We start from the raw sequence: 19,192 nt of genomic DNA, 5'->3' as shown, positions 1-19,192 counted from the left end.
CCAAGGCATAGGTAGGGTGCAACGCAATTCTGAAAGGACCGCCCCATGATCGCACTTGATGCCGGTACACCATTCCCCCAGATCCAGTTGCAAACCGTCGGGGGTGGCGCCCGCACGCTGGGCAAGCCGCACAACGGCCACGAATGGCAGGTGGTGGTGGTCTATCGCGGCCTGCACTGTCCGATCTGCAAACGCTATCTGTCGCAGTTGCAAGAGATGGCTTCGGCCTTCTACGATCAGGGTGTGGAAATCATCGCCGTCTCGGCGGACCCGCTGGATAAGGCGCAGACTATGGTGCAGGATCAGGCACTTGAGCTGCCCTTGGCCTATGATCTTAGCCCCGACCAGATGGCGCAACTGGGCTTGTATATCTCGAACCCGCGCAGCGCGCAGGAGACCGACCGCCCCTTTGCCGAACCGGGCACATTCGTGGTGAATGCGGACGGAAATCTGCAAATCGTTGATGTGTCGAATGCCCCTTTTGCGCGCCCCGATCTTGACGCGTTGCTGCGCGGTATCACCTTTGTGCGCGAAAAGAATTATCCCGTTCGCGGCACCCGCGCGCGCGGGTGATCGGCGGTGCTGTGCCAAGCGACAGGCTAAGGTGAAACACACTAGCCCGTAGCGACTTTTCCCGCTATGATGAAGCTTAGACCCCGCAAAGGGGCGACCCGAGGCAGTTCTAGGCGGTTTGACATGACAGAAATGGTGTATGGTGCAGCACCGGTACGCGATGGCGAACCGATTTTACCGAAATGGTGGCGGACCATCGACATGTGGTCGATGTCGTGCATTCTGATCCTGTTCACGATCGGCCTGCTGCTGGGGCTGGCCGCATCGCCGCCGCTGGCCGCCAAAAACGGGTTCCAAGCGTTTCACTATGTACAGCGACAGGCCTTTTTCGGCTGCTTTGCGCTGATTGCGATGATGCTGACGTCGATGATGACGCCGGTGATGGTGCGCCGACTGGCGGTTCTGGGCTTTCTGGTGACCTTTGTGGCGCTGCTGTTCCTGCCGTTCTTCGGCACCGATTTTGGCAAGGGGGCGACGCGGTGGTATTCGCTGGGCTTTGCAAGCCTGCAACCTTCTGAATTCCTCAAGCCGGGGTTTGTGGTTGTGGCCGCATGGATGCTGGCCGCAGGGCAAGAATTGAACGGGCCTCCGGGGCGGATGTGGTCGTTTATCCTGTGTATCATGATCGTTTTTATGCTGGCGTTGCAGCCCGACTTTGGTCAGGCCTGTCTGGTGCTGTTCGGCTGGGGTGTGATGTATTTTGTCGCCGGTGCGCCGATGTTGTTGCTGGTGGGCATGGCGGGGCTGGTCGTGTTGGCGGGCACGCTCGCCTACTCCAGCTCGGAACATTTCGCGCGGCGGATCGACGGCTTTCTAAGCCCTGATGTCGACCCGACCACGCAGTTGGGATATGCTACCAACGCGATCCGCGAGGGCGGTTTGTTTGGCGTTGGCGTGGGCGAGGGCGAAGTGAAATGGTCGCTGCCCGATGCGCACACCGATTTTATCATTGCCGTGGCCGCAGAAGAATACGGGCTGATCCTCGTGCTGGTGATCATCGCGCTTTACACGGTTGTCGTGGTGCGCTCGCTTTTCCGTCTGGTGCGTGAACGTGACCCGTTTATCCGTCTGGCAGGCACGGGGCTGGCCTGTACCTTTGGTGTGCAGGCGATGATCAACATGGGTGTGGCCGTGCGGTTGCTGCCGGCCAAGGGCATGACATTGCCGTTTGTCAGCTATGGTGGTTCGTCCGTGATTGCATCAGGTATTGCACTGGGGATGTTGCTGGCGTTTACCCGCACCCGCCCCCAAGGCGAGATCAGTGATTTGCTGGGCCGGAGCCGCAGCCGATGAAACAGCCGCTGTTGATGATCGCGGCGGGCGGCACGGGCGGGCACATGTTCCCCGCGCAGGCGTTGGCCGAAGAAATGTTGCGCCGGGGCTGGCGGGTCAAACTGTCGACTGACGCGCGCGGTGCGCGTTACACGGGCGGGTTTCCCCATTCCACCCAGATCGAACAGATCAGCAGCGCCACCTTTGCGCGCGGTGGTCTGCTGGCCAAAGCGGTGGTGCCGTTCCGCATTGCGGGCGGGATTGTGGCTGCCGTGGTCAGGATGCTGCGCGACAAGCCGGACGTTGTTGTCGGCTTTGGCGGTTATCCGTCGATCCCTGCGATGGCAGCGGCGACGGCCCTGCGCATTCCGCGCATGATCCATGAACAAAACGGCGTACTGGGCCGTGTGAACCAGATCTTTGCCAAACGTGTTCTTGCAGTGGCCTGTGGCACATGGCCCACCGAACTGCCCGATGGCATCGAAGGATATTACGTGGGCAACCCCGTGCGCCGCGCCGTGTTGGAGCGGGCCGAGGCGGGCTATATTGTGCCCGGCGACTATCCGATGGAACTGCTGGTGATCGGTGGCAGTCAGGGTGCGCGCATCCTGAGTGATGTGGTGCCGCCCGCAATTGCGCAATTGCCTATGGAGATGGTGCGCAACATCCGCGTCAGCCATCAGGCCCGCGAAGAAGACCAAGAGCGCGTTTCCGAATATTACGCTGAAGCGGGGATCAACGCCGATGTGCAGCCCTTTTTTGACGATGTGCCGCGCCGCATGACCGAGGCGCAATTGGTCATCTCGCGCTCTGGCGCGTCGTCTGTGGCTGACATCGGTGTGATTGGCCGCCCGTCGATCCTGATCCCCTATGCGGCCGCCACCGGCGATCACCAAACCGCCAATGCGCGCGGGCTGGTGGATGCGGGGGCTGCGATCCTGATCCCCGAAGATGCGCTGACCCCTGCCGCTTTGGCTGAACAAATCTATGCGGTTCTGGACAATCCGAACGGGGCATTGCAAATGGCCTCCGCCGCGCATGGCCATGCCAAACCGGCAGCGGCACTGGAACTGGCCGTGATGGTCGAAACGCTTGCTGGGAAAGAGACAGAACAATGAACGCAGCCACTAAACTGCCCGGCGACGTCGGCCCAATCCATTTTGTCGGCATCGGCGGCATTGGCATGTCGGGCATCGCCGAAGTGCTGTTGAACCACGGCTATGTGGTGCAGGGCTCGGATTTGAAGACATCCAAGATCACCGACCGTCTGGAAGAGCTGGGCGCGCATATCTTTGTGGGCCAGCGCGCCGAAAACATCGAGGGCGCGCAGGTGGTCGTCATCTCGTCCGCGATCAAACCGGGCAATGCCGAGCTGGACGCTGCGCGCGCGCGCGGTCTGCCTGTGGTGCGTCGCGCCGAGATGCTGGCCGAACTGATGCGGTTGAAATCGAACATTGCCATCGCGGGCACGCATGGCAAGACGACGACAACAACGATGGTGGCCGCCCTGCTGGACGAGGGCAAGTTTGATCCGACAGTTGTGAACGGCGGCGTCATCCACGCCTATGGCAGCAACGCCCGCAAAGGAGAGGGCGAATGGATGGTCGTCGAGGCGGACGAGAGCGACGGTACGTTCAACCGGCTGCCCGCAACCATCGCCATCGTCACCAACATCGACCCCGAGCATATGGAACATTGGGGCACCGAAGAGAACCTGCACAAAGGGTTTCTTGATTTTGTGTCCAACATTCCGTTTTACGGGCTGGCCGTGTGCTGCACCGATGATCCAGACGTGCAAAGCCTTGTGGGCAAGCTGACCGACCGGCGTGTGACCACATACGGGTTCAACGCGCAGGCCGACGTGCGTGCGGTCAACCTGACCTATAAGAACGGCGTGGCCCATTTCGACGTGGTCCTGCGTGCCGAAGATACCATTATCGAAGGCTGCACCCTGCCGATGCCCGGCGATCACAACGTGTCGAACGCGCTGTCGGCCATTGCCGTGGCGCGCCATCTGGGCATGAAGAACGCCGAAATCCGCAAGGCGCTGGCCAATTTTGGCGGCGTTAACCGCCGCTTTACCCGCGTGGGCGAAGTGAACGGTGTGACCATCATTGACGACTATGGTCACCATCCGGTCGAGATTGCCGCCGTGCTGCGTGCCGCCCGTCAGGCCACTGAAGGCCGCGTAATCGCCATCCACCAGCCGCACCGCTATTCCCGGCTGTCGCATCACTTTGACGAATTCTGCACCTGTTTCAACGACGCCGATGTGGTCGGCATCGCCGAGGTTTACGCCGCCGGTGAACAGCCCATTGCGGGGGCGTCGCGTGATGATCTGGTTGCGGGGCTGGTTCGCAGCGGGCATCGCCATGCCTTTGCCGTGCTAGACGAGGATGATCTGGAACGTCTGGTGCGCGCGCACGCAGGGCCGGGTGATATGGTTGTCTGCCTTGGGGCAGGGACGATCAGCACATGGGCCAATGCCTTGCCGAAACGGCTGCAAAAGGATGCGGCGTGACACTGCTGTGGCTCAGTGTGGCGTGGGTTTTTGTCGCCGCTGCTGTTGCCATGTTGCCGATGCACCGCCAATACGTTCCCGGCATTGCACTGCTAATCGCGGCACCGGTTCTGATTGTAACGATCGGACTTCAGGTGGCGTGGTGGGCGGGCCTGCTGGCATTTGCTGCCTTTGTTTCGATGTTTCGCAATCCGCTGCGTTATTTCTATGCACGCCTGAGGGGGCAACGAACGGAGCTTCCTGAAGAATGACACTTTCCCTGATATTTGCCTGCCTTTGGGCATTGGCCGCAAACCTGATCGCCATGACCCCCAGCCGCGACTACCACTGGCGCGTGGCCTATGTGCTGATCGCCTTTGGCATCCCGATCCTTGGCTATGTCACCGCACAACACGGACCCTGGATCGGCCTGCTGGTGATGGTTGCGGGCATGTCGATCCTGCGCTGGCCGGTGATCTATCTGGGCCGCTGGGTGCGCAGCCGGACGCTGGAGAAATGATCCCGGTTTCGGCCTTTGTTCCGCCGTTGATACTGGGCGCTGTGGCGATGTATCTGGGGTTGCGCGGTTATATCCGGCTGTATCTTTACTATGTGCCGCTGTCGCTGGTCATTACCGCGGGCTTGTTGTGGCTGGCTTTGGGCGTGCCACCCTATGCCAATACGGTTGTGATGGCATTGCTGGCATTGGGCCTGTTTCTATGCGCCTGTTTTGGTATGGGATGGATCATTCACCGTTTCCTGACCCGTAATACCCGAGCCTGATATGACCGATCTTCCGCCCGTTCGTGGCAAACTGACACCCAACCGCGACCTGAGCGATCTGACGTGGCTGCGCGTGGGCGGGCCTGCCGACTGGCTGTTCCAGCCTGCGGACGTGGATGATCTGGCGCAGTTTCTGGCAGCCTTGCCTGCGGATGTGGCGGTGTTCCCGATGGGTGTGGGCAGCAATCTGATTGTGCGCGATGGCGGGTTGCGGGCGGTGGTGATCCGGCTGGGGCGCGGATTTAACGGCATTGCGGTCGAGGGCGATACCGTCACGGCGGGGGCCGCGGCGCTGGATGCGCATGTGGCGCGCAAGGCGGCGGATGCGGGTGTTGACCTGACGTTTTTGCGCACCATTCCGGGCAGTATCGGCGGGGCGGTGCGGATGAACGCGGGCTGCTACGGCAGCTATACGGCAGATGCGTTCCAATCGGCGCGCGCGGTTCTGCGCTCGGGCGAGGTGGTGACGCTGACGCCAGACCAGATGAATTTCGGCTATCGTCAAAGCGATTTGCCCGAGGGCTCGGTGCTGGTCAGTGCGACGTTGCGCGCGCCATTGGACGATCCGGCAGCCTTGCACTCCCGCATGGCCGCGCAGTTGCAAAAGCGGGACGAGACCCAGCCCACCAAAGACCGCAGCGCCGGATCGACCTTTCGCAACCCCGCGGGGTTTTCATCGACGGGGCAGGCGGATGACGTCCATGACCTGAAGGCGTGGAAGGTCATTGACGACGCAGGTCTGCGTGGCGCCACATTGGGCGGCGCGCAAATGAGCCCCAAGCACTCCAATTTCATGATCAACACCGGCAATGCCACTGCCGCCGACCTTGAAAACCTTGGTGAAAAGGTGCGAAAAGAGGTTTACGCAACCAGCGGTATCACGCTAGAGTGGGAAATTATGCGCATCGGCGAACAGCGACCGGATTTGCCAGTTAAGTTGATGACGAAAAGACCAAAATAACGATCAAATAAACGATCAAGGCCGCAAAAGGTCATAACGATAAGAGTCCGCAAAAGGGCTCGGGATACAGAGGCACCAAGGTGGGTCAGTCGAGCAGGACACCCCCGAAAGTGGCGGTACTATTGGGCGGACCCTCGGCTGAACGCGAGGTCTCGCTCTCAAGTGGACACGCTTGCGCCGCCGCATTGCGGGATGAAGGATTTGACGTGGTCGAGGTCGATGCAGGCCCCGATCTTGTTGCACGTTTACAAGACATCAAACCCGATGCCGTTCTCAACTGCCTGCACGGGCGCTGGGGCGAAGACGGTTGTGTGCAAGGGCTGCTGGAATGGATCGGCGTGCCCTATTCACATTCCGGCGTGCTGGCTTCGGCCCTTGCGATGGACAAGCAGCGCAGCAAGGAAGTGTTCCGCGCCGCCGGTTTGCCCGTCGTCGAAAGCGTGATCTGTGCCAAGGCCGATGTGATGGCAGGCCACGTCATGTCGCCGCCCTATGTGGTCAAACCCAACAACGAAGGGTCGTCCGTCGGCGTCTATCTGGTGGGGCTGGACAACAACGGCCCGCCGCAACTGGAAGACACAATGCCCGCCGAGGTGATGGTTGAAACCTTTGCGCCCGGACGCGAGCTGACAACCAGTGTAATGGGCGACCGCGCTCTGACTGTCACCGACATCATCACAACCGGCTGGTACGACTATGACGCCAAATACAAGCCGGGCGGATCGACGCATGTGGTGCCTGCCGATGTACCGCAAGAGATTTTCGATCTGTGTATGGAATACGCCGTGCGCGCCCATCAGGCGTTGGGGTGCCGTGGCATCAGCCGCACCGATTTCCGTTGGGACGAAGCACGCGGTGCCGCCGGATTGATCCTGTTGGAAACCAACACCCAGCCGGGTATGACGCCCACGTCGCTGTCGCCCGAACAGGCAGAAAAAACCGGCATGTCCTTTGGCAAACTTTGCCGCTGGATGGTGGAGGACGCGTCATGCAATCGCTGATCCGTCGCAACAAAACACCCAAGGCCGATCCCGCGCCTTCGCGTTGGGCATGGCGTTTGCAACGTCTGATGCTGACGCCGGGCTTTCGCTTTGGCCTGCGCTTTGGCGTGCCGTTTACCCTCGCAGTCGCTGCGGGCGCGATCTATCTGTCGGACGACGCGCGGCGCCAGTCGATTCTGGATACTGTGGCCGAAGCCCGCCGCGCGATTGAAGAGCGCCCCGAGTTCATGGTGCAGGTTATGGCCATCGACGGCGCCAGCACCGAAACCGCCGAAGACATCCGCGAAATTTTGCCGCTGGATTTCCCCGCGTCCTCATTCGATCTGGATCTGGAACACATCCGCCACACCGTTACGGAGTTGGATCCGGTCAAGGAAGCCAGCGTACGCATCCGTCCGGGTGGTATCCTGCACATCGAAGTGACGCCGCGCATTCCGGTTGCTGTCTGGCGCCAGTCCGACGGGCTGACCCTGATTGACGAAACCGGCGCCCATGTTGCGGGCATTGCCCGCCGCGACCTGCGCCCCGATCTGCCGCTGGTGGCCGGTGAGGGTGCCGACAAGGCCGTGACCGAAGCGCTGAGCCTGATTGAGGCCGCAAGCCCGTTGGGCAACCGTCTGCGCGGTGTCGTGCGCGTGGGTCTGCGCCGTTGGGATCTGGTTCTGGACCGCGACCAACGGGTGCTTTTGCCGGAATACGGTGCCGTACGGGCGCTGGAGCGGGTGATCGCATTGGAAAACGCCCAAGACGTGTTGTCGCGCGATGTCGCACGGGTGGACATGCGTCTTGCGCAGCGTCCCACATTAAAAATGAACGAAGCCGCAACACAAGAATTGTGGCGTATCCGGCAAATCGAGATGGACAGGCAGTGATATGATGAATGACCTCTATGACAGCCAGCGCAGCATGCGCAACATGCGCAAAATGGCGATGCAACGCGGCGTGGTGGCCATTCTGGACGTGGGATCGTCCAAGATCGCCTGCCTTGTTCTGCGCTTTGACGGTTCGGCCAAGCTGGACGAAGGCGGCGAGATTGGATCGCTTGCGGGTCAATCGGGGTTCCGTGTCATCGGTGCCGCGACGACACGGTCGCGCGGGGTCCGCTTTGGCGAGATCTGCGCGATGGGCGAGACCGAGCGCGCCATTCGCACCGCCCTGCAAGCCGCGCAAAAGATGGCCGGTATCCGCGTTGACCACGTGATTGCCTGCTTTGCCGGAGCCGAGCCGCGCAGCTATGGGCTGGACGCGCAACTGGAAATGGACGGCGATCTGGTCAGTGAACAGGATGTGGCCCGCGTGCTGGCGCGTTGCGATGTGCCGGATTATGGCGACGACCGCGAAGTGCTGCACGCGCAGCCGGTGAACTTTGCGCTGGACCACCGCTCGGGCCTGTCGGACCCGCGCGGCCAGTTGGGCAATACGCTGTCGGTGGACATGCACATGCTGACGGTCGATGCCGCAGCGGTGCAGCATTTGGCACATTGCATCAAACGTTGCGATCTGGAGCTGGCGGGCGTTGCCTCGTCGGCCTATGTCTCTGGCATTTCGGCGCTGGTCGAGGATGAACAGGAACTGGGTGCTGCCTGTATCGATCTGGGCGGCGGCACCACGGGCGTGTCGATCTTTATCAAGAAACACATGATCTATGCCGATGCCGTGCGTATGGGCGGCGATCACGTTACATCGGATATTTCGATGGGGCTGCAAGTGCCGATGGCCAATGCAGAGCGGATCAAGACGTTTTATGGCGGGGTACATGCCACCGGCATGGACGACCGCGAGATGATCGAGATCGGCGGTGACACCGGTGATTACGAACACGACCGCCGCACCGCCAGCCGTGCCGAACTGATCGGCATCATGCGGCCACGGGTCGAGGAAATTCTGGAAGAGGTGCGCGCGCGTCTGGACGCGGCGGGTTTTGACCACCTGCCAAGCCAGCAGATCGTGCTGACCGGTGGCGGCAGCCAGATCCCCGGCCTTGACGGGCTGGCCTCGAAAATTCTGGGCCAGCAGGTGCGTCTGGGCCGTCCGTTGCGCGTACACGGGCTGCCGCAGGCCGCGACTGGCCCGGGCTTTGCTTCGGCTGTGGGGCTGGCGCTGTTTGCCGCCCACCCGCAGGACGAATGGTGGGATTTTGATATTCCCGCAGACCGCTATCCCGCCCGTTCGCTGCGCCGAGCAGTGCGTTGGTTCCGCGACAACTGGTAGGGCAGGGCGTACCGCCCGTACCGGTCATTTTTTGCCTATGGACGCAGGAATGGACTGGCGCGGGCAGGCGGCCTGATGTAGTATTTCGTCAAGGCCCGAAGAGGCCCACGGCAGATTGAGCAGTCAGCCAAACAGACATATCGAACTGCGCCCCTTGGCTTTTGGGCGCCCTCAAAACGGGCTTGCGTTTTGTATGCCTGCGGCCTCTAGGTGCAGGGTGCGCCATTGCTTTGCCCACATCATACGGTGTGATCGGCGAAATCCCGCGTTATTTCAGAAAAAACATCAACATTTTGGGGTTGTAGCCCAGTTTTGACGTGACGTGCGTGGCTTCAGTCTTTAGGATAAAGCAAGATTTGGGACGAAAAACACCGCGAATGCGGGCCGGAACACACAAAACAGGCGGATTAGTGATGACATTGAACCTCTCATTGCCGGGGCAGGACGAACTGAAACCACGGATCACCGTGTTCGGGGTCGGTGGTGCCGGTGGTAATGCTGTCAATAACATGATCGAGAAAGAGTTGGACGGCGTCGATTTCGTTGTGGCCAACACCGACGCACAAGCGTTGCAGCAGTCTGCCGCAGCAAACCGCGTCCAGCTGGGCATCAAGGTGACCGAAGGATTGGGCGCCGGTGCGCGTGCATCTGTCGGCGCTGCGGCTGCCGAGGAAAGCATTGAACAGATCGTTGATCACCTTGCGGGGGCACACATGTGCTTTATCACCGCAGGTATGGGTGGCGGCACCGGCACCGGTGCAGCCCCGATTATTGCACAGGCCGCCCGCGAACTGGGTGTTCTGACCGTTGGCGTTGTGACCAAGCCCTTTCAGTTTGAAGGGGCCAAGCGGATGCGTCAGGCCGAAGACGGCGTCGAGGCGCTGCAAAAGGTTGTCGATACGCTGATCATCATTCCCAACCAGAACCTGTTCCGGTTGGCGAACGAGAAAACCACATTCACCGAAGCGTTCTCGATGGCAGATGATGTTCTGTATCAAGGCGTTAAGGGCGTGACCGACCTTATGGTCCGTCCGGGCCTGATCAACCTCGACTTTGCCGATGTGCGTGCCGTGATGGACGAAATGGGCAAGGCGATGATGGGCACAGGCGAGGCCGAAGGCGAAGATCGCGCCATCCAGGCGGCGGAAAAGGCAATTGCCAACCCGCTGCTGGACGAAATCAGCCTGCGCGGCGCCAAGGGTGTTCTGATCAACATCACCGGCGGCCACGACCTGACCCTGTTCGAACTGGACGAAGCGGCCAACCGCATCCGCGAGGAAGTGGACCCCGAGGCGAATATTATCGTCGGCTCGACGCTGGACACCGATATGGGTGGCATGATGCGTGTCAGCGTTGTTGCCACAGGCATCGATGCCGTCGAAGTGAACACCGAAATGCCGGTGCCACGTCGCAAGATGTCGGCCCCGCTGAAGCCGCAGGTCACGCAGGAAGAAGCGCCCGCAGTGGCTGCAGCACCCGCGCCGGTCGAAGACGTTTATGAAGAAGAGCATGTTGCGGCTCATACGTCCTATCAAGAGCCGACATTGTTCGAAGACATGAACGCCGAGCAGGCTGCTGCCGAAGACATGGCCGAGGATATCTTTGCCGAAGACGACAGTGACGAACTGCCGCCGCCCGCCTATCAGCCGCAAGTGGCCGCATTCGAGCCGCATCAACACGACACGCTGAACGCCGAGCCCGAAACATTCGTCGCACCGCGCGCGCCGGCCCCCGGCACGCCGTCGCCCGAAGCACTGGCGCGTTTGCGCGCTGCGGCACAACGGGCTGCCCCTGCGGCGACCCCGCGTCAGGCCCCTGCGGCAACAGCCCAGCCTGAGCGTCCGCGCTTTGGCATCAATACGCTGATCAACCGCATGACCGGTCACGGCGAAGGCCAGCAAGCCGAACGTCCTGCGCAACAGCAGCCTGCGCGCCAGCAACCGCCCGTGCAATCGGGCCGCTCGGCCAGCCCCGCACCGCAACCGGTCGAGGCACATGATCCTGATCAGGAACGCATCGAGATCCCTGCTTTCCTGCGTCGCCAAGCCAATTGACGCTAGGTCATTTGTAACGATAAGGGTCGCCTTCTGGCGGCCCTTTTTCATTAGATAACAGGAGGTTAAATTGAGGCAAGCGCCTTATTGCCGACCCTGTTTTGGGATGTTTCATTACGTTACAAAGATTGAGTTGAGCGACAGGCCCCCGCCCTCTAACTAAGATACACCGCTAACGGCCAAGGACACCCTGACGTGCAAACAACAATCAAATCTCCGATCAGCTTCGTTGGCACCGGCTTGCATTCCGGGCGCCCTGCAAAGCTGACCATTCGGCCCGCGATGGCCGAACACGGGATCTGGTTTGCGCGCCGTGACGTTCATCAGGGCGATGCGCTGGTTCCCGCCCGTTGGGATGCGGTCAACCGCTCGCCCCTGTGCACCAAGCTGGAAAACGCATCGGGCACCACCGTGTCCACCGTGGAACACGTGATGGCGGCACTGGCGGGCTGTGGCGTACACAACGCTTTGGTGGAAATTGACGGACCCGAAGTTCCGATCCTTGATGGTTCGGCTGCCCCTTTTGTGCGCGGCATCATGCAACGCGGCCTGCGGGCGCTGGATGCGCCGGTGCGCGCGTTCGAAGTGCTGCGCGAAGTCACCGTGACCGATGGTCAGGCCAGCGCGACGCTGCGTCCTTCGGACACGCTGCGCATTGATTTCGAGATTGATTTCACCGACGCGGCCATTGGTCATCAGAAAAAATCGCTGGTCATGAACAATGGCAGCTTCGCCCGCGAACTTTGCGACAGCCGCACCTTTTGCCGTCAGGCGGATGTGGACGCGATGCAGGCCAATGGTCTGGCGCTGGGGGGCAACCCGGGCACAAACGCTGTGGTTTTCGACGGTGACCGCGTTCTAAGCCCCGGTGGTCTGCGTCACCGCGACGAACCCGTGCGCCACAAAATGCTGGACGCGCTGGGGGATCTGGCCTTGGCCGGTGCACCGCTGATCGGCCACTATATCGGCGTGCGCGCCGGTCACTCGTTGACCAACACGCTGTTGCGCAAGCTTTTTGCGACGCCGGATGCCGTGCGCATGGTGGTGTGCGATACCAAACAAGCGCGCCGCCTGCCGGGCTACGGCCTTGTTTGGGACGAAATCCCCCAAGTTGCCTAAGCGCGTACAACGTGTCATCAATCATTCAGTTTCAGGAACAGTGCATTGTGGCGTTTTGCACCGGAATTTTCTGTGCTAGAGACAATGTAATTCAGTCTGCACAGCAGACGATCGACAGTGATGAGGATGGCAAGGCATGACCAGCGGCGGGACCCGAACCGGGGTAGTGTGTGCTCTTGTGTTGGCAACAGCGTTGAGCGCCTGCGGCAACGGCAGTGATCGCCCAACTACGGGTGGCATCTTTAGTCAGGAAGAAATTCCGCTTGAAACCTATTCGGCCCAGCAGATTTTCGAGCGGGGCGAATACGAGCTTGAGCGCAAGAAGCCCGATCAGGCTGCCTTCTACTTCGCTGAAATTGAACGTCTTTATCCCTATTCCGAATGGGCCAAGCGTGCCTTGATCATGCAGGCCTTTTCCTATCATCGGGACAAGGACTATGAAAACTCGCGCTCGGCCTCGCAGCGGTTCATCGATTTTTACCCCGATGACGACGATGCGGCCTATGCGCAGTATCTGCTGGCGCTCAGCTATTACGACCAGATCGACGAGGTCGGTCGCGATCAGGGGCTGACCTTTCAGGCACTGCAATCGCTGCGTCAGGTGATCGAACGCTATCCCGACAGCGAATATGCCAAATCCGCGATTCTCAAATTCGATCTGGCGTTTGACCACCTTGCCGGCAAGGAAATGGAGATCGGGCGCTATTACCTGAAGCGCGGCAACTACGCGGCATCGATCAACCGTTTCCGCGTGGTGGTCGAGGATTTCCAGACCACATCGCACACCGCCGAAGCGTTGCACCGGCTGGTCGAGGGTTATCTGTCATTGGGTCTGACCCAAGAGGCGCAAACTGCTGGCGCCATTCTGGGCTATAACTTCCGATCGACCGAATGGTACGAGGACAGCTACAAGCTGCTGACCGGTCGCGGGCTTGAGCTGGAATCGGCGGGCGACAATTGGCTGAGCCAGATCTATCGTCAGATGATCCAGGGGCGGTGGTTGTAATCCTCAACGATTGCATTCACTCGACAGGCAACTGACATGCTGCGCGGTCTTGATATCTCGGACATGCTGATCATCGACCGGCTGGAACTTGCGTTTCAGCCGGGTTTGAACGTGCTGACGGGTGAAACCGGCGCGGGCAAGTCCATCTTGCTGGATTCGCTTGGTTTTGTTCTAGGATGGCGGGGGCGTGCCGATCTGGTCCGCCAAGGGGCGGCACAGGGTGAGGTCACAGCGTGGTTCGATCTGCCCGACGGCCATCCGGCCCACGCTGTGCTGCAAGAGGCCGGATTGCCCAACAGTGACGAGCTGATCCTGCGTCGCATCAACACCGCTGACGGACGCAAAACTGCATGGGTCAACGACCGCCGTTGTTCGGGCGAAGTGCTGCGCGCCTTGTCGGATACGCTGGTGGAATTGCACGGCCAGCATGATGATCGCGGCCTGCTGAACCCGCGCGGGCATCGCGATATTCTGGATGAATTCGGCAACCTGGGACCGCGTAAGGCAGCTGTGCGCACAGCATGGGCTGCGGTCGGCAAAGCCCGCAAGGCGCTGGACAAGGCCGAAACCGCGATGGAGGCGATCCGTGCCGAGGAAGAATTCCTGCGTCACGCCGTGGGCGAGTTGGACCAGCTTGCCCCTGAGCCGGGAGAAGAGGCGCAACTGGATACGCGCCGCCGTCTGATGCAAGCCGCAGAGCGTATCCGCTCGGATGTGGTCAAAGCCTATGAAATTCTGGGCTACGACGGGGCAGAGGGCGCAATGAACAACGCGCTGCGCTGGCTTGAAGGGGCGGTCGACAAGGCCGAGGGAACGCTTGACAGTGCAATCACCGCGCTGGGGCGGGCGATGGTCGAACTGGACGAGGCGCAAAGTGGCATTGTCGCGGCGATTGACGGTCTGTCGTTCAACCCGATCGAACTGGAAGAGGCCGAAGAGCGCCTGTTTGCCATTCGCGCACTGGCCCGCAAGCATGACGTGGCGGCCGACGATCTGGCCGTATTCGCAGACAGCCTGCGCGAAAAACTGTCCGCACTGGACGCAGGTGATGCCGATCTAGCCGATCTGCGCGAGGCATTGACCGAGGCCGAGGCCACCTATGACACCGCCGCCGCCGATCTGTCACAGGCCCGCACAAAAGCGGCGGGCAAGCTGGACAAGGCTGTCAGCGCCGAACTGGCTCCGTTGAAAATGGACCGCGCCGTGTTTGAAACCCGCATCACCGACGAGACCGCAGGCCCCGAAGGCCGCGACGCGGTGGCGTTCACCGTCGCCACCAACCCCGGCGCCCCTGCGGGACCGCTGAACAAGATTGCGTCAGGGGGGGAGCTTAGCCGGTTCCTGCTGGCGCTCAAGGTTTGTCTGGCAGGTGGGCAGGCGGGTCTGACGATGATTTTTGACGAGATCGACCGTGGTGTTGGCGGGGCGACCGCTGATGCCGTTGGCCGCCGTCTAAAGGCACTGGCCGAGGGCGGGCAGGTTCTGGTCGTGACCCATTCGCCGCAGGTCGCGGCCTTGGGTGCGCATCACTGGCAGGTCTCGAAATCGGTCAACAAGGGCATGACCACGTCGCGGGTGACCCCGCTTGATGCGCCTGCGCGGGTGGACGAAGTGGCGCGGATGCTGGCGGGCGATCAGGTGACCGATGCAGCGCGCGCTGCGGCCGAGGCACTGCTGGACGGCTGAGCCCGGGATTTTTGAACCAGAGAACCGGAAAGCAGGGCTTTTGGTTTTGCAGTGCTTGACCTAGAGATAGGGGAGCGGAAAATGGCAGGCCATGAGCACCCCGAAACAGTCGATCCTTGCACAGTCTTACGGACAGGCGATCACCGCCTGCCGTGACGGCTTTCGGGTGGTTCGGCAACGCGGGCCATCTCAGATTCAATTCTGGTTCATCGCCTTGGTGATCGGCATCGGCGCTGGCTTTGCCGCACTGTTTTTCCGCAAGGGCATCACCAGCTTGCAGTCCTTTCTATATGGAACAGACGATGTGCAGCACTTGCACAGTTTCGCGCAAAGCTTGCCGTGGTACTGGGTGTTGATGATCCCGATTTTTGGCGGGCTGGTTGTGGGCGTGATCCTGCATCTGTTCACCCGCGACGGGCGCGCGCGCAGCGTGGCCGAGGTGATCGAGGGGGCCGCAATGCACAATGGCAAGGTCGAGACGCGCGCCGGACTTGCCTCGGCTGTGGCGTCGTTTATCACGCTGTCGTCGGGAGGATCGACGGGCCGCGAAGGTCCGGTGGTGCATTTGGCTGCGGTGATTTCGACCAAGGTCTGCCGGTTGATCAAGGCCGACGGGGTGACGGGGCGCGATCTGCTGGGTTGCGCCGTGGCCGCCGCAGTATCTGCCAGTTTCAACGCACCGATTGCGGGAGCGTTGTTCGCGCTTGAAGTGGTGTTGCGCCACTTTGCGGTTCATGCCTTTGCACCTATCGTGATCGCCTCGGTGGCGGGCACGGTGATCAACCGGTTGGAATTTGGCGGCGTGACCGAATTCCGCCTGTCCCAGCCCGAGATGTTGCAGTTCTATGTGGAACTGCCTGCCTATCTGATGCTGGGTCTGGTCAGCGGGCTGGTGGCCGTGGTGCTGATGCGCGCGGTGTTCTGGGCGGATGATGTGGGCACGGCGGTGCAGACCCGCACCGGCTTGCCGCGTTGGTTGCGGCCTGCGGTAGCGGGTGCGCTGCTGGGCGGCATTGCGGTTTTTTTCCCGCATATCATCGGGGTGGGATACGAAACGACGTCACTGGCGCTGACCGGTTCTCTGGGGCTGCGCGAGGTGATTGTATTTGCGGTGCTGAAGGTGATCGCGGTGGCGATCACCATGGCCGGACGCATGGGCGGCGGGGTGTTTTCGCCGTCGCTGATGGTGGGGGCGCTGACGGGGCTGGCCTTTGGCCTGATTGCCACGGCGGTGTTTCCCGATGTTTCCGGGTCGGTCACACTTTATGCGCTGGCGGGCATGGGGGCGGTGGCTGCCGCTGTGCTGGGGGCGCCGATTTCTACCACGTTGATCGTGTTCGAACTGACAGGCGACTGGCAGACCGGTCTTGCCGTTATGGTATCGGTGTCACTGAGCACCGCATTGGCCAGTCGTCTGGTGCACCGCAGTTTCTTCCTGACGCAGCTTGAGCGGCGCGGGGTACATCTGGCGGCGGGACCGCAAGCGTATTTGCTGGCGATGTTCCGTGTCACGAGCGTGATGCGCAAGCCGGACGATCCGCGCGCGGCAGATGACGACGCCTGCTGGGCCATGATCGGCGAGGGCACCTATCTGGATGTCACGGCCACGCTGGAAGCCGCGATGCCGATGTTCGAAACCGCTTCGGTGCCGTTCATTCCGGTGGTGATTTTAGGGGGTAAGGACGTGCCGCCGGAACTGTTGGGCGCGGTGTTCCATGTCGACGCCTTACGCGCCTACAACCGCGCGCTGGCGGCGACGGCGGCAGAAGAACACTCCTGACGCCGCCGTGGCGCATCGACAGTTCAGATTTTTTCGACCGTGACACCGTCACCGGCATAAAAGGCCAGATAGCCTTTGATCTCGGCTACGTCGGCCTTGGGGTCTTCGTAGCTCCATGCGACATTTTCCAGCGTGGTGGATTTGGTCACAACCGAATAATAGCTGGCGTCGCCCTTGTGGGGGCAATGGCTGGTCTGTTCCGATGCGTCCAGAAATGCGGTGGCGATGTCACCGCGTGGAAAGTAAATCACGAAGGGATAGTCGCCCTCGGTCAGTTCCAGTGCGTTTTCGCTTTCACCGATGACAGCACCACCGGCGCGCACGCTCCATTTGCCGGGGGCAGGGCGGATTGTGATGTGATTGGCCATGATATGTCCTCCTCGGAACGCTCAGCGCAGTCTCTAGCAGTTTTGTAACACTCCCGCTACGCATCAGATAGATGCCGTAGCGTTCTTTAGCCATTCCAGTGTATCTGCGCTGACCCGTGGGCCGATTTTGTCCAGAACCTCGGCGTGATAGGCATTTAGCCAGTCGCGCGAGGGGGTGTCCATCTGTTCGGGCAGGATCAGACGTCGGTCGATGGGCACAAAGGTCAATGTGCGCCACGACAGCATTGCCCGATGCGCGTCGCCGCCTTCGGGCGCTGTTGCAGGTTCGACCACCAGCAGGTTTTCCAGCCGGATGCCAAAGGCGCCCTCGCGGTAATATCCCGGCTCGTTCGACAGGATCATGCCAGGTTTCAGCGGCACATGGCTGGCCCGCGACAGACGCTGCGGGCCTTCGTGCACCGACAGATATGCGCCAACGCCGTGACCCAGCCCGTGATCGAAATCCTGATGGGCATACCACAGCGGCGCGCGGCCGATCGCCTCGATGTCGCGACCGGCAAGGCCTGCAGGCCAGCGCAGGCGCGACACGGCGATCATACCCATCAGCACGCGGGTAAAGGCGGCGCATTCGTCTGCGCCCGGCTTGCCAATGGGGATGGTGCGGGTGATGTCGGTGGTGCCGTCAAGATACTGCCCACCGCTGTCCAGCACCAGAAGATGCCCCTCTTTCAGCGTCAGATCAGTTGCCTCGTTGACGTGGTAATGGTTGATTGCGCCATTCGGACCGGTGCCCGAAATGGTGTCAAAGCTGATGTCTTGCAGGGCATTGTCGCTGCGACGGCAGGCTTCAAGCTTGGTGACAACTTGCGTTTCGGTCACCGTGCCGGGGGCCTGCGCGTCCAGCCATGCCAGCAATTCTACCACAGCCGCGCCATCACGCAGGTGGGCGCTGGCGCTGCCTTCGATCTCGGCGGTGTTTTTGCAAGCCTTGGGCAAGGCGCAGGGGTCATCGCCCCACGTGCCATTGCTGCCCACGGTATCGGCGACGATGGCCGGAACCGAGGTTTTTTCCATACGCACAGGGCCGGTCAGCCCTGACAGATAGTTTAGAAAGGTATCGGGATCACGGGCAGTGACGTCAGGGCCCAAATGGTCGCGCACTTCGTTCAGTTTCGCGTCAGCCATGAACAGATCAACCCGCGCATCCGCGTGCAGAATTGCAAGGCCTTGGGCCACGGGGTTGCAGTGAATGTCGGCACCGCGGATGTTCAGCAGCCAGCACAGGCTGTCGGGCAGGGTTATGATGGCAGCAGTCTGACCGGCACGAGACAGCTCTGTTCCCAGTCGTGCGCGTTTGGCTTCGTGGCTTTCGCCCGCAAACTCCAACGGATGTACTTTGGCGGGAGCCATCGCAGGGGCGGGCTGGTCGTCCCATATCGCGTCGACCATGTTGTCGGTCGGTTTGAGCGTGATGCCAGTGCCTGTCAACGCTTCGGTCAGCTGTTCGATCTGGCCTGCGGTGTGCAACCACGGATCAAACCCGATCACACCGCCCGCTGGCATCTGTTCGATCAGCCAGTCGGCCAGACCGGTTTCGGGCCAAGGCACGGGCGTATAGACATCGGCCACCTGTGTCTTGATCTGGGTGCGATAGCGCCCGTCGATGAACACGCCCGCCACGTCGTGCAGCACGGCGCAAAAGCCTGCGGAGCCGGTGAAACCTGTCAACCACACCAGCCGTTCGTCGCGCGGCGAGACATATTCGCCCTGATGCACATCGGCGCGAGGGACCAGAAAACCGTCAAGACCCTGTGCGGCCAGTTCAGCGCGCAGCGCTTTCAGTCGAGGGGGGCCTTGCTCCGGGCGTGCGGTCACTTCGAACGACTGGTACATGGGCCTGTATCCTCTTCATTTATT

At 61.2% G+C, this 19,192-nt stretch carries 18 protein-coding genes; 16 read left to right on the top strand and 2 right to left on the bottom strand.

The genetic code is table 11. The features are described 5' to 3' along the window. Window positions 1-45: 45 nt before the first annotated feature. From SULPSESMR1_RS09610 to SULPSESMR1_RS09535, 16 genes are all read left to right on the top strand, one after another. Window positions 46-573, top strand: a complete 528-nt coding sequence (locus tag SULPSESMR1_RS09610) for a peroxiredoxin-like family protein (RefSeq protein WP_089420614.1) — start codon at window positions 46-48, stop codon at window positions 571-573. Window positions 574-696: 123 nt separating this feature from the next. Continuing rightward, complete coding sequence (ftsW, locus tag SULPSESMR1_RS09605) at window positions 697-1,866, top strand: putative lipid II flippase FtsW (RefSeq protein WP_089420613.1); 1,170 nt, start codon at window positions 697-699, stop codon at window positions 1,864-1,866. Further along, window positions 1,863-2,963 (top strand): undecaprenyldiphospho-muramoylpentapeptide beta-N-acetylglucosaminyltransferase, encoded by a 1,101-nt coding sequence (gene murG / locus SULPSESMR1_RS09600; protein ID WP_089420612.1) that lies wholly within the window; start codon window positions 1,863-1,865, stop codon window positions 2,961-2,963. Before ftsW ends, murG begins: the two co-directional genes overlap by 4 nt. Continuing rightward, window positions 2,960-4,366: a UDP-N-acetylmuramate--L-alanine ligase gene (gene murC / locus SULPSESMR1_RS09595; RefSeq protein WP_089420611.1), complete on the top strand. Its 1,407-nt coding sequence runs from the start codon at window positions 2,960-2,962 to the stop codon at window positions 4,364-4,366. The genes murG and murC overlap by 4 nt, the downstream gene beginning before the upstream one ends. Further along, window positions 4,363-4,617, top strand: coding sequence for a DUF2484 family protein (locus SULPSESMR1_RS09590; RefSeq protein WP_089420610.1), 255 nt, complete (start codon window positions 4,363-4,365; stop codon window positions 4,615-4,617). The genes murC and SULPSESMR1_RS09590 overlap by 4 nt, the downstream gene beginning before the upstream one ends. Further along, a complete protein-coding gene (locus SULPSESMR1_RS09585; RefSeq protein ID WP_089420609.1) occupies window positions 4,614-4,865 on the top strand; it encodes a DUF2484 family protein in 252 nt (83 codons plus the stop codon). Before SULPSESMR1_RS09590 ends, SULPSESMR1_RS09585 begins: the two co-directional genes overlap by 4 nt. Further along, window positions 4,862-5,128, top strand: coding sequence for a hypothetical protein (locus tag SULPSESMR1_RS09580; protein WP_089420608.1), 267 nt, complete (start codon window positions 4,862-4,864; stop codon window positions 5,126-5,128). Before SULPSESMR1_RS09585 ends, SULPSESMR1_RS09580 begins: the two co-directional genes overlap by 4 nt. 1 nt (window position 5,129) lies before the next feature. Continuing rightward, window positions 5,130-6,089 (top strand): UDP-N-acetylmuramate dehydrogenase, encoded by a 960-nt coding sequence (gene murB, locus SULPSESMR1_RS09575; protein ID WP_089420607.1) that lies wholly within the window; start codon window positions 5,130-5,132, stop codon window positions 6,087-6,089. 80 nt (window positions 6,090-6,169) lie between these two features. Continuing rightward, window positions 6,170-7,090, top strand: coding sequence for a D-alanine--D-alanine ligase (locus tag SULPSESMR1_RS09570; RefSeq protein WP_089420606.1), 921 nt, complete (start codon window positions 6,170-6,172; stop codon window positions 7,088-7,090). After that, complete coding sequence (locus SULPSESMR1_RS09565) at window positions 7,078-7,962, top strand: cell division protein FtsQ/DivIB (protein ID WP_089420605.1); 885 nt, start codon at window positions 7,078-7,080, stop codon at window positions 7,960-7,962. Before SULPSESMR1_RS09570 ends, SULPSESMR1_RS09565 begins: the two co-directional genes overlap by 13 nt. 4 nt (window positions 7,963-7,966) lie before the next feature. Next, the gene (gene ftsA, locus SULPSESMR1_RS09560) at window positions 7,967-9,301 is read left to right on the top strand and encodes a cell division protein FtsA (protein WP_198362880.1); all 1,335 of its coding nucleotides are present in this window, start codon (window positions 7,967-7,969) and stop codon (window positions 9,299-9,301) included. 413 nt (window positions 9,302-9,714) lie between these two features. Further along, the gene (ftsZ, locus tag SULPSESMR1_RS09555; RefSeq protein ID WP_089420604.1) at window positions 9,715-11,355 is read left to right on the top strand and encodes a cell division protein FtsZ; all 1,641 of its coding nucleotides are present in this window, start codon (window positions 9,715-9,717) and stop codon (window positions 11,353-11,355) included. A 195-nt stretch (window positions 11,356-11,550) separates the two neighbouring features. Beyond that, window positions 11,551-12,474, top strand: a complete 924-nt coding sequence (lpxC, locus tag SULPSESMR1_RS09550; protein ID WP_089420603.1) for a UDP-3-O-acyl-N-acetylglucosamine deacetylase — start codon at window positions 11,551-11,553, stop codon at window positions 12,472-12,474. Between the two features lie 136 nt (window positions 12,475-12,610). After that, window positions 12,611-13,480, top strand: a complete 870-nt coding sequence (locus tag SULPSESMR1_RS09545) for an outer membrane protein assembly factor BamD (protein ID WP_089420602.1) — start codon at window positions 12,611-12,613, stop codon at window positions 13,478-13,480. 36 nt (window positions 13,481-13,516) lie between these two features. Next, window positions 13,517-15,166 carry a DNA repair protein RecN gene (gene recN / locus SULPSESMR1_RS09540; RefSeq protein WP_089420601.1) on the top strand — a complete coding sequence of 550 codons (1,650 nt, stop codon included), beginning with the start codon at window positions 13,517-13,519 and terminating at the stop codon, window positions 15,164-15,166. Between the two features lie 91 nt (window positions 15,167-15,257). Further along, the gene (locus SULPSESMR1_RS09535) at window positions 15,258-16,946 is read left to right on the top strand and encodes a chloride channel protein (RefSeq protein WP_089420600.1); all 1,689 of its coding nucleotides are present in this window, start codon (window positions 15,258-15,260) and stop codon (window positions 16,944-16,946) included. A gap of 23 nt (window positions 16,947-16,969) precedes the next feature. Here the strand turns inward: SULPSESMR1_RS09535 and SULPSESMR1_RS09530 are convergent, their stop codons facing one another. Both SULPSESMR1_RS09530 and SULPSESMR1_RS09525 read right to left on the bottom strand, forming a co-directional pair. Continuing rightward, window positions 16,970-17,314 carry a DUF427 domain-containing protein gene (locus tag SULPSESMR1_RS09530; protein ID WP_089420599.1) on the bottom strand — a complete coding sequence of 115 codons (345 nt, stop codon included), beginning with the start codon at window positions 17,312-17,314 and terminating at the stop codon, window positions 16,970-16,972. A gap of 63 nt (window positions 17,315-17,377) precedes the next feature. Further along, entirely contained in the window at window positions 17,378-19,168 is a 1,791-nt protein-coding gene (locus SULPSESMR1_RS09525) for an aminopeptidase P family protein (protein ID WP_089420598.1), read from the bottom strand. Between the last annotated feature and the right edge of the window lie 24 nt (window positions 19,169-19,192).

Origin of the sequence: Pseudosulfitobacter pseudonitzschiae (assembly GCF_002222635.1) — a bacterium.
In the GTDB taxonomy this organism is placed as follows: Bacteria; Pseudomonadota; Alphaproteobacteria; order Rhodobacterales; family Rhodobacteraceae; genus Pseudosulfitobacter; species Pseudosulfitobacter pseudonitzschiae_A.
Note: the sequence above shows the minus strand (reverse complement) of the source record. Positions and strands in the feature narration are given on the sequence as shown.

Bases quoted from the DNA above. Each gene is read 5' to 3' on its own strand.
- SULPSESMR1_RS09610 (WP_089420614.1), top strand. From the start codon at position 46: ATGATCGCACTTGATGCCGGTACACCATTCCCCCAGATCCAGTTGCAA.
- ftsW (WP_089420613.1), top strand. From the start codon at position 697: ATGACAGAAATGGTGTATGGTGCAGCACCGGTACGCGATGGCGAACCG.
- murG (WP_089420612.1), top strand. From the start codon at position 1,863: ATGAAACAGCCGCTGTTGATGATCGCGGCGGGCGGCACGGGCGGGCAC.
- murC (WP_089420611.1), top strand. From the start codon at position 2,960: ATGAACGCAGCCACTAAACTGCCCGGCGACGTCGGCCCAATCCATTTT.
- SULPSESMR1_RS09585 (WP_089420609.1), top strand. From the start codon at position 4,614: ATGACACTTTCCCTGATATTTGCCTGCCTTTGGGCATTGGCCGCAAAC.
- SULPSESMR1_RS09580 (WP_089420608.1), top strand. From the start codon at position 4,862: ATGATCCCGGTTTCGGCCTTTGTTCCGCCGTTGATACTGGGCGCTGTG.
- murB (WP_089420607.1), top strand. From the start codon at position 5,130: ATGACCGATCTTCCGCCCGTTCGTGGCAAACTGACACCCAACCGCGAC.
- SULPSESMR1_RS09565 (WP_089420605.1), top strand. From the start codon at position 7,078: ATGCAATCGCTGATCCGTCGCAACAAAACACCCAAGGCCGATCCCGCG.
- ftsA (WP_198362880.1), top strand. From the start codon at position 7,967: ATGAATGACCTCTATGACAGCCAGCGCAGCATGCGCAACATGCGCAAA.
- ftsZ (WP_089420604.1), top strand. From the start codon at position 9,715: ATGACATTGAACCTCTCATTGCCGGGGCAGGACGAACTGAAACCACGG.
- SULPSESMR1_RS09545 (WP_089420602.1), top strand. From the start codon at position 12,611: ATGACCAGCGGCGGGACCCGAACCGGGGTAGTGTGTGCTCTTGTGTTG.
- recN (WP_089420601.1), top strand. From the start codon at position 13,517: ATGCTGCGCGGTCTTGATATCTCGGACATGCTGATCATCGACCGGCTG.
- SULPSESMR1_RS09535 (WP_089420600.1), top strand. From the start codon at position 15,258: ATGAGCACCCCGAAACAGTCGATCCTTGCACAGTCTTACGGACAGGCG.
- SULPSESMR1_RS09530 (WP_089420599.1), bottom strand. From the start codon at position 17,314: ATGGCCAATCACATCACAATCCGCCCTGCCCCCGGCAAATGGAGCGTG.
- SULPSESMR1_RS09525 (WP_089420598.1), bottom strand. From the start codon at position 19,168: ATGTACCAGTCGTTCGAAGTGACCGCACGCCCGGAGCAAGGCCCCCCT.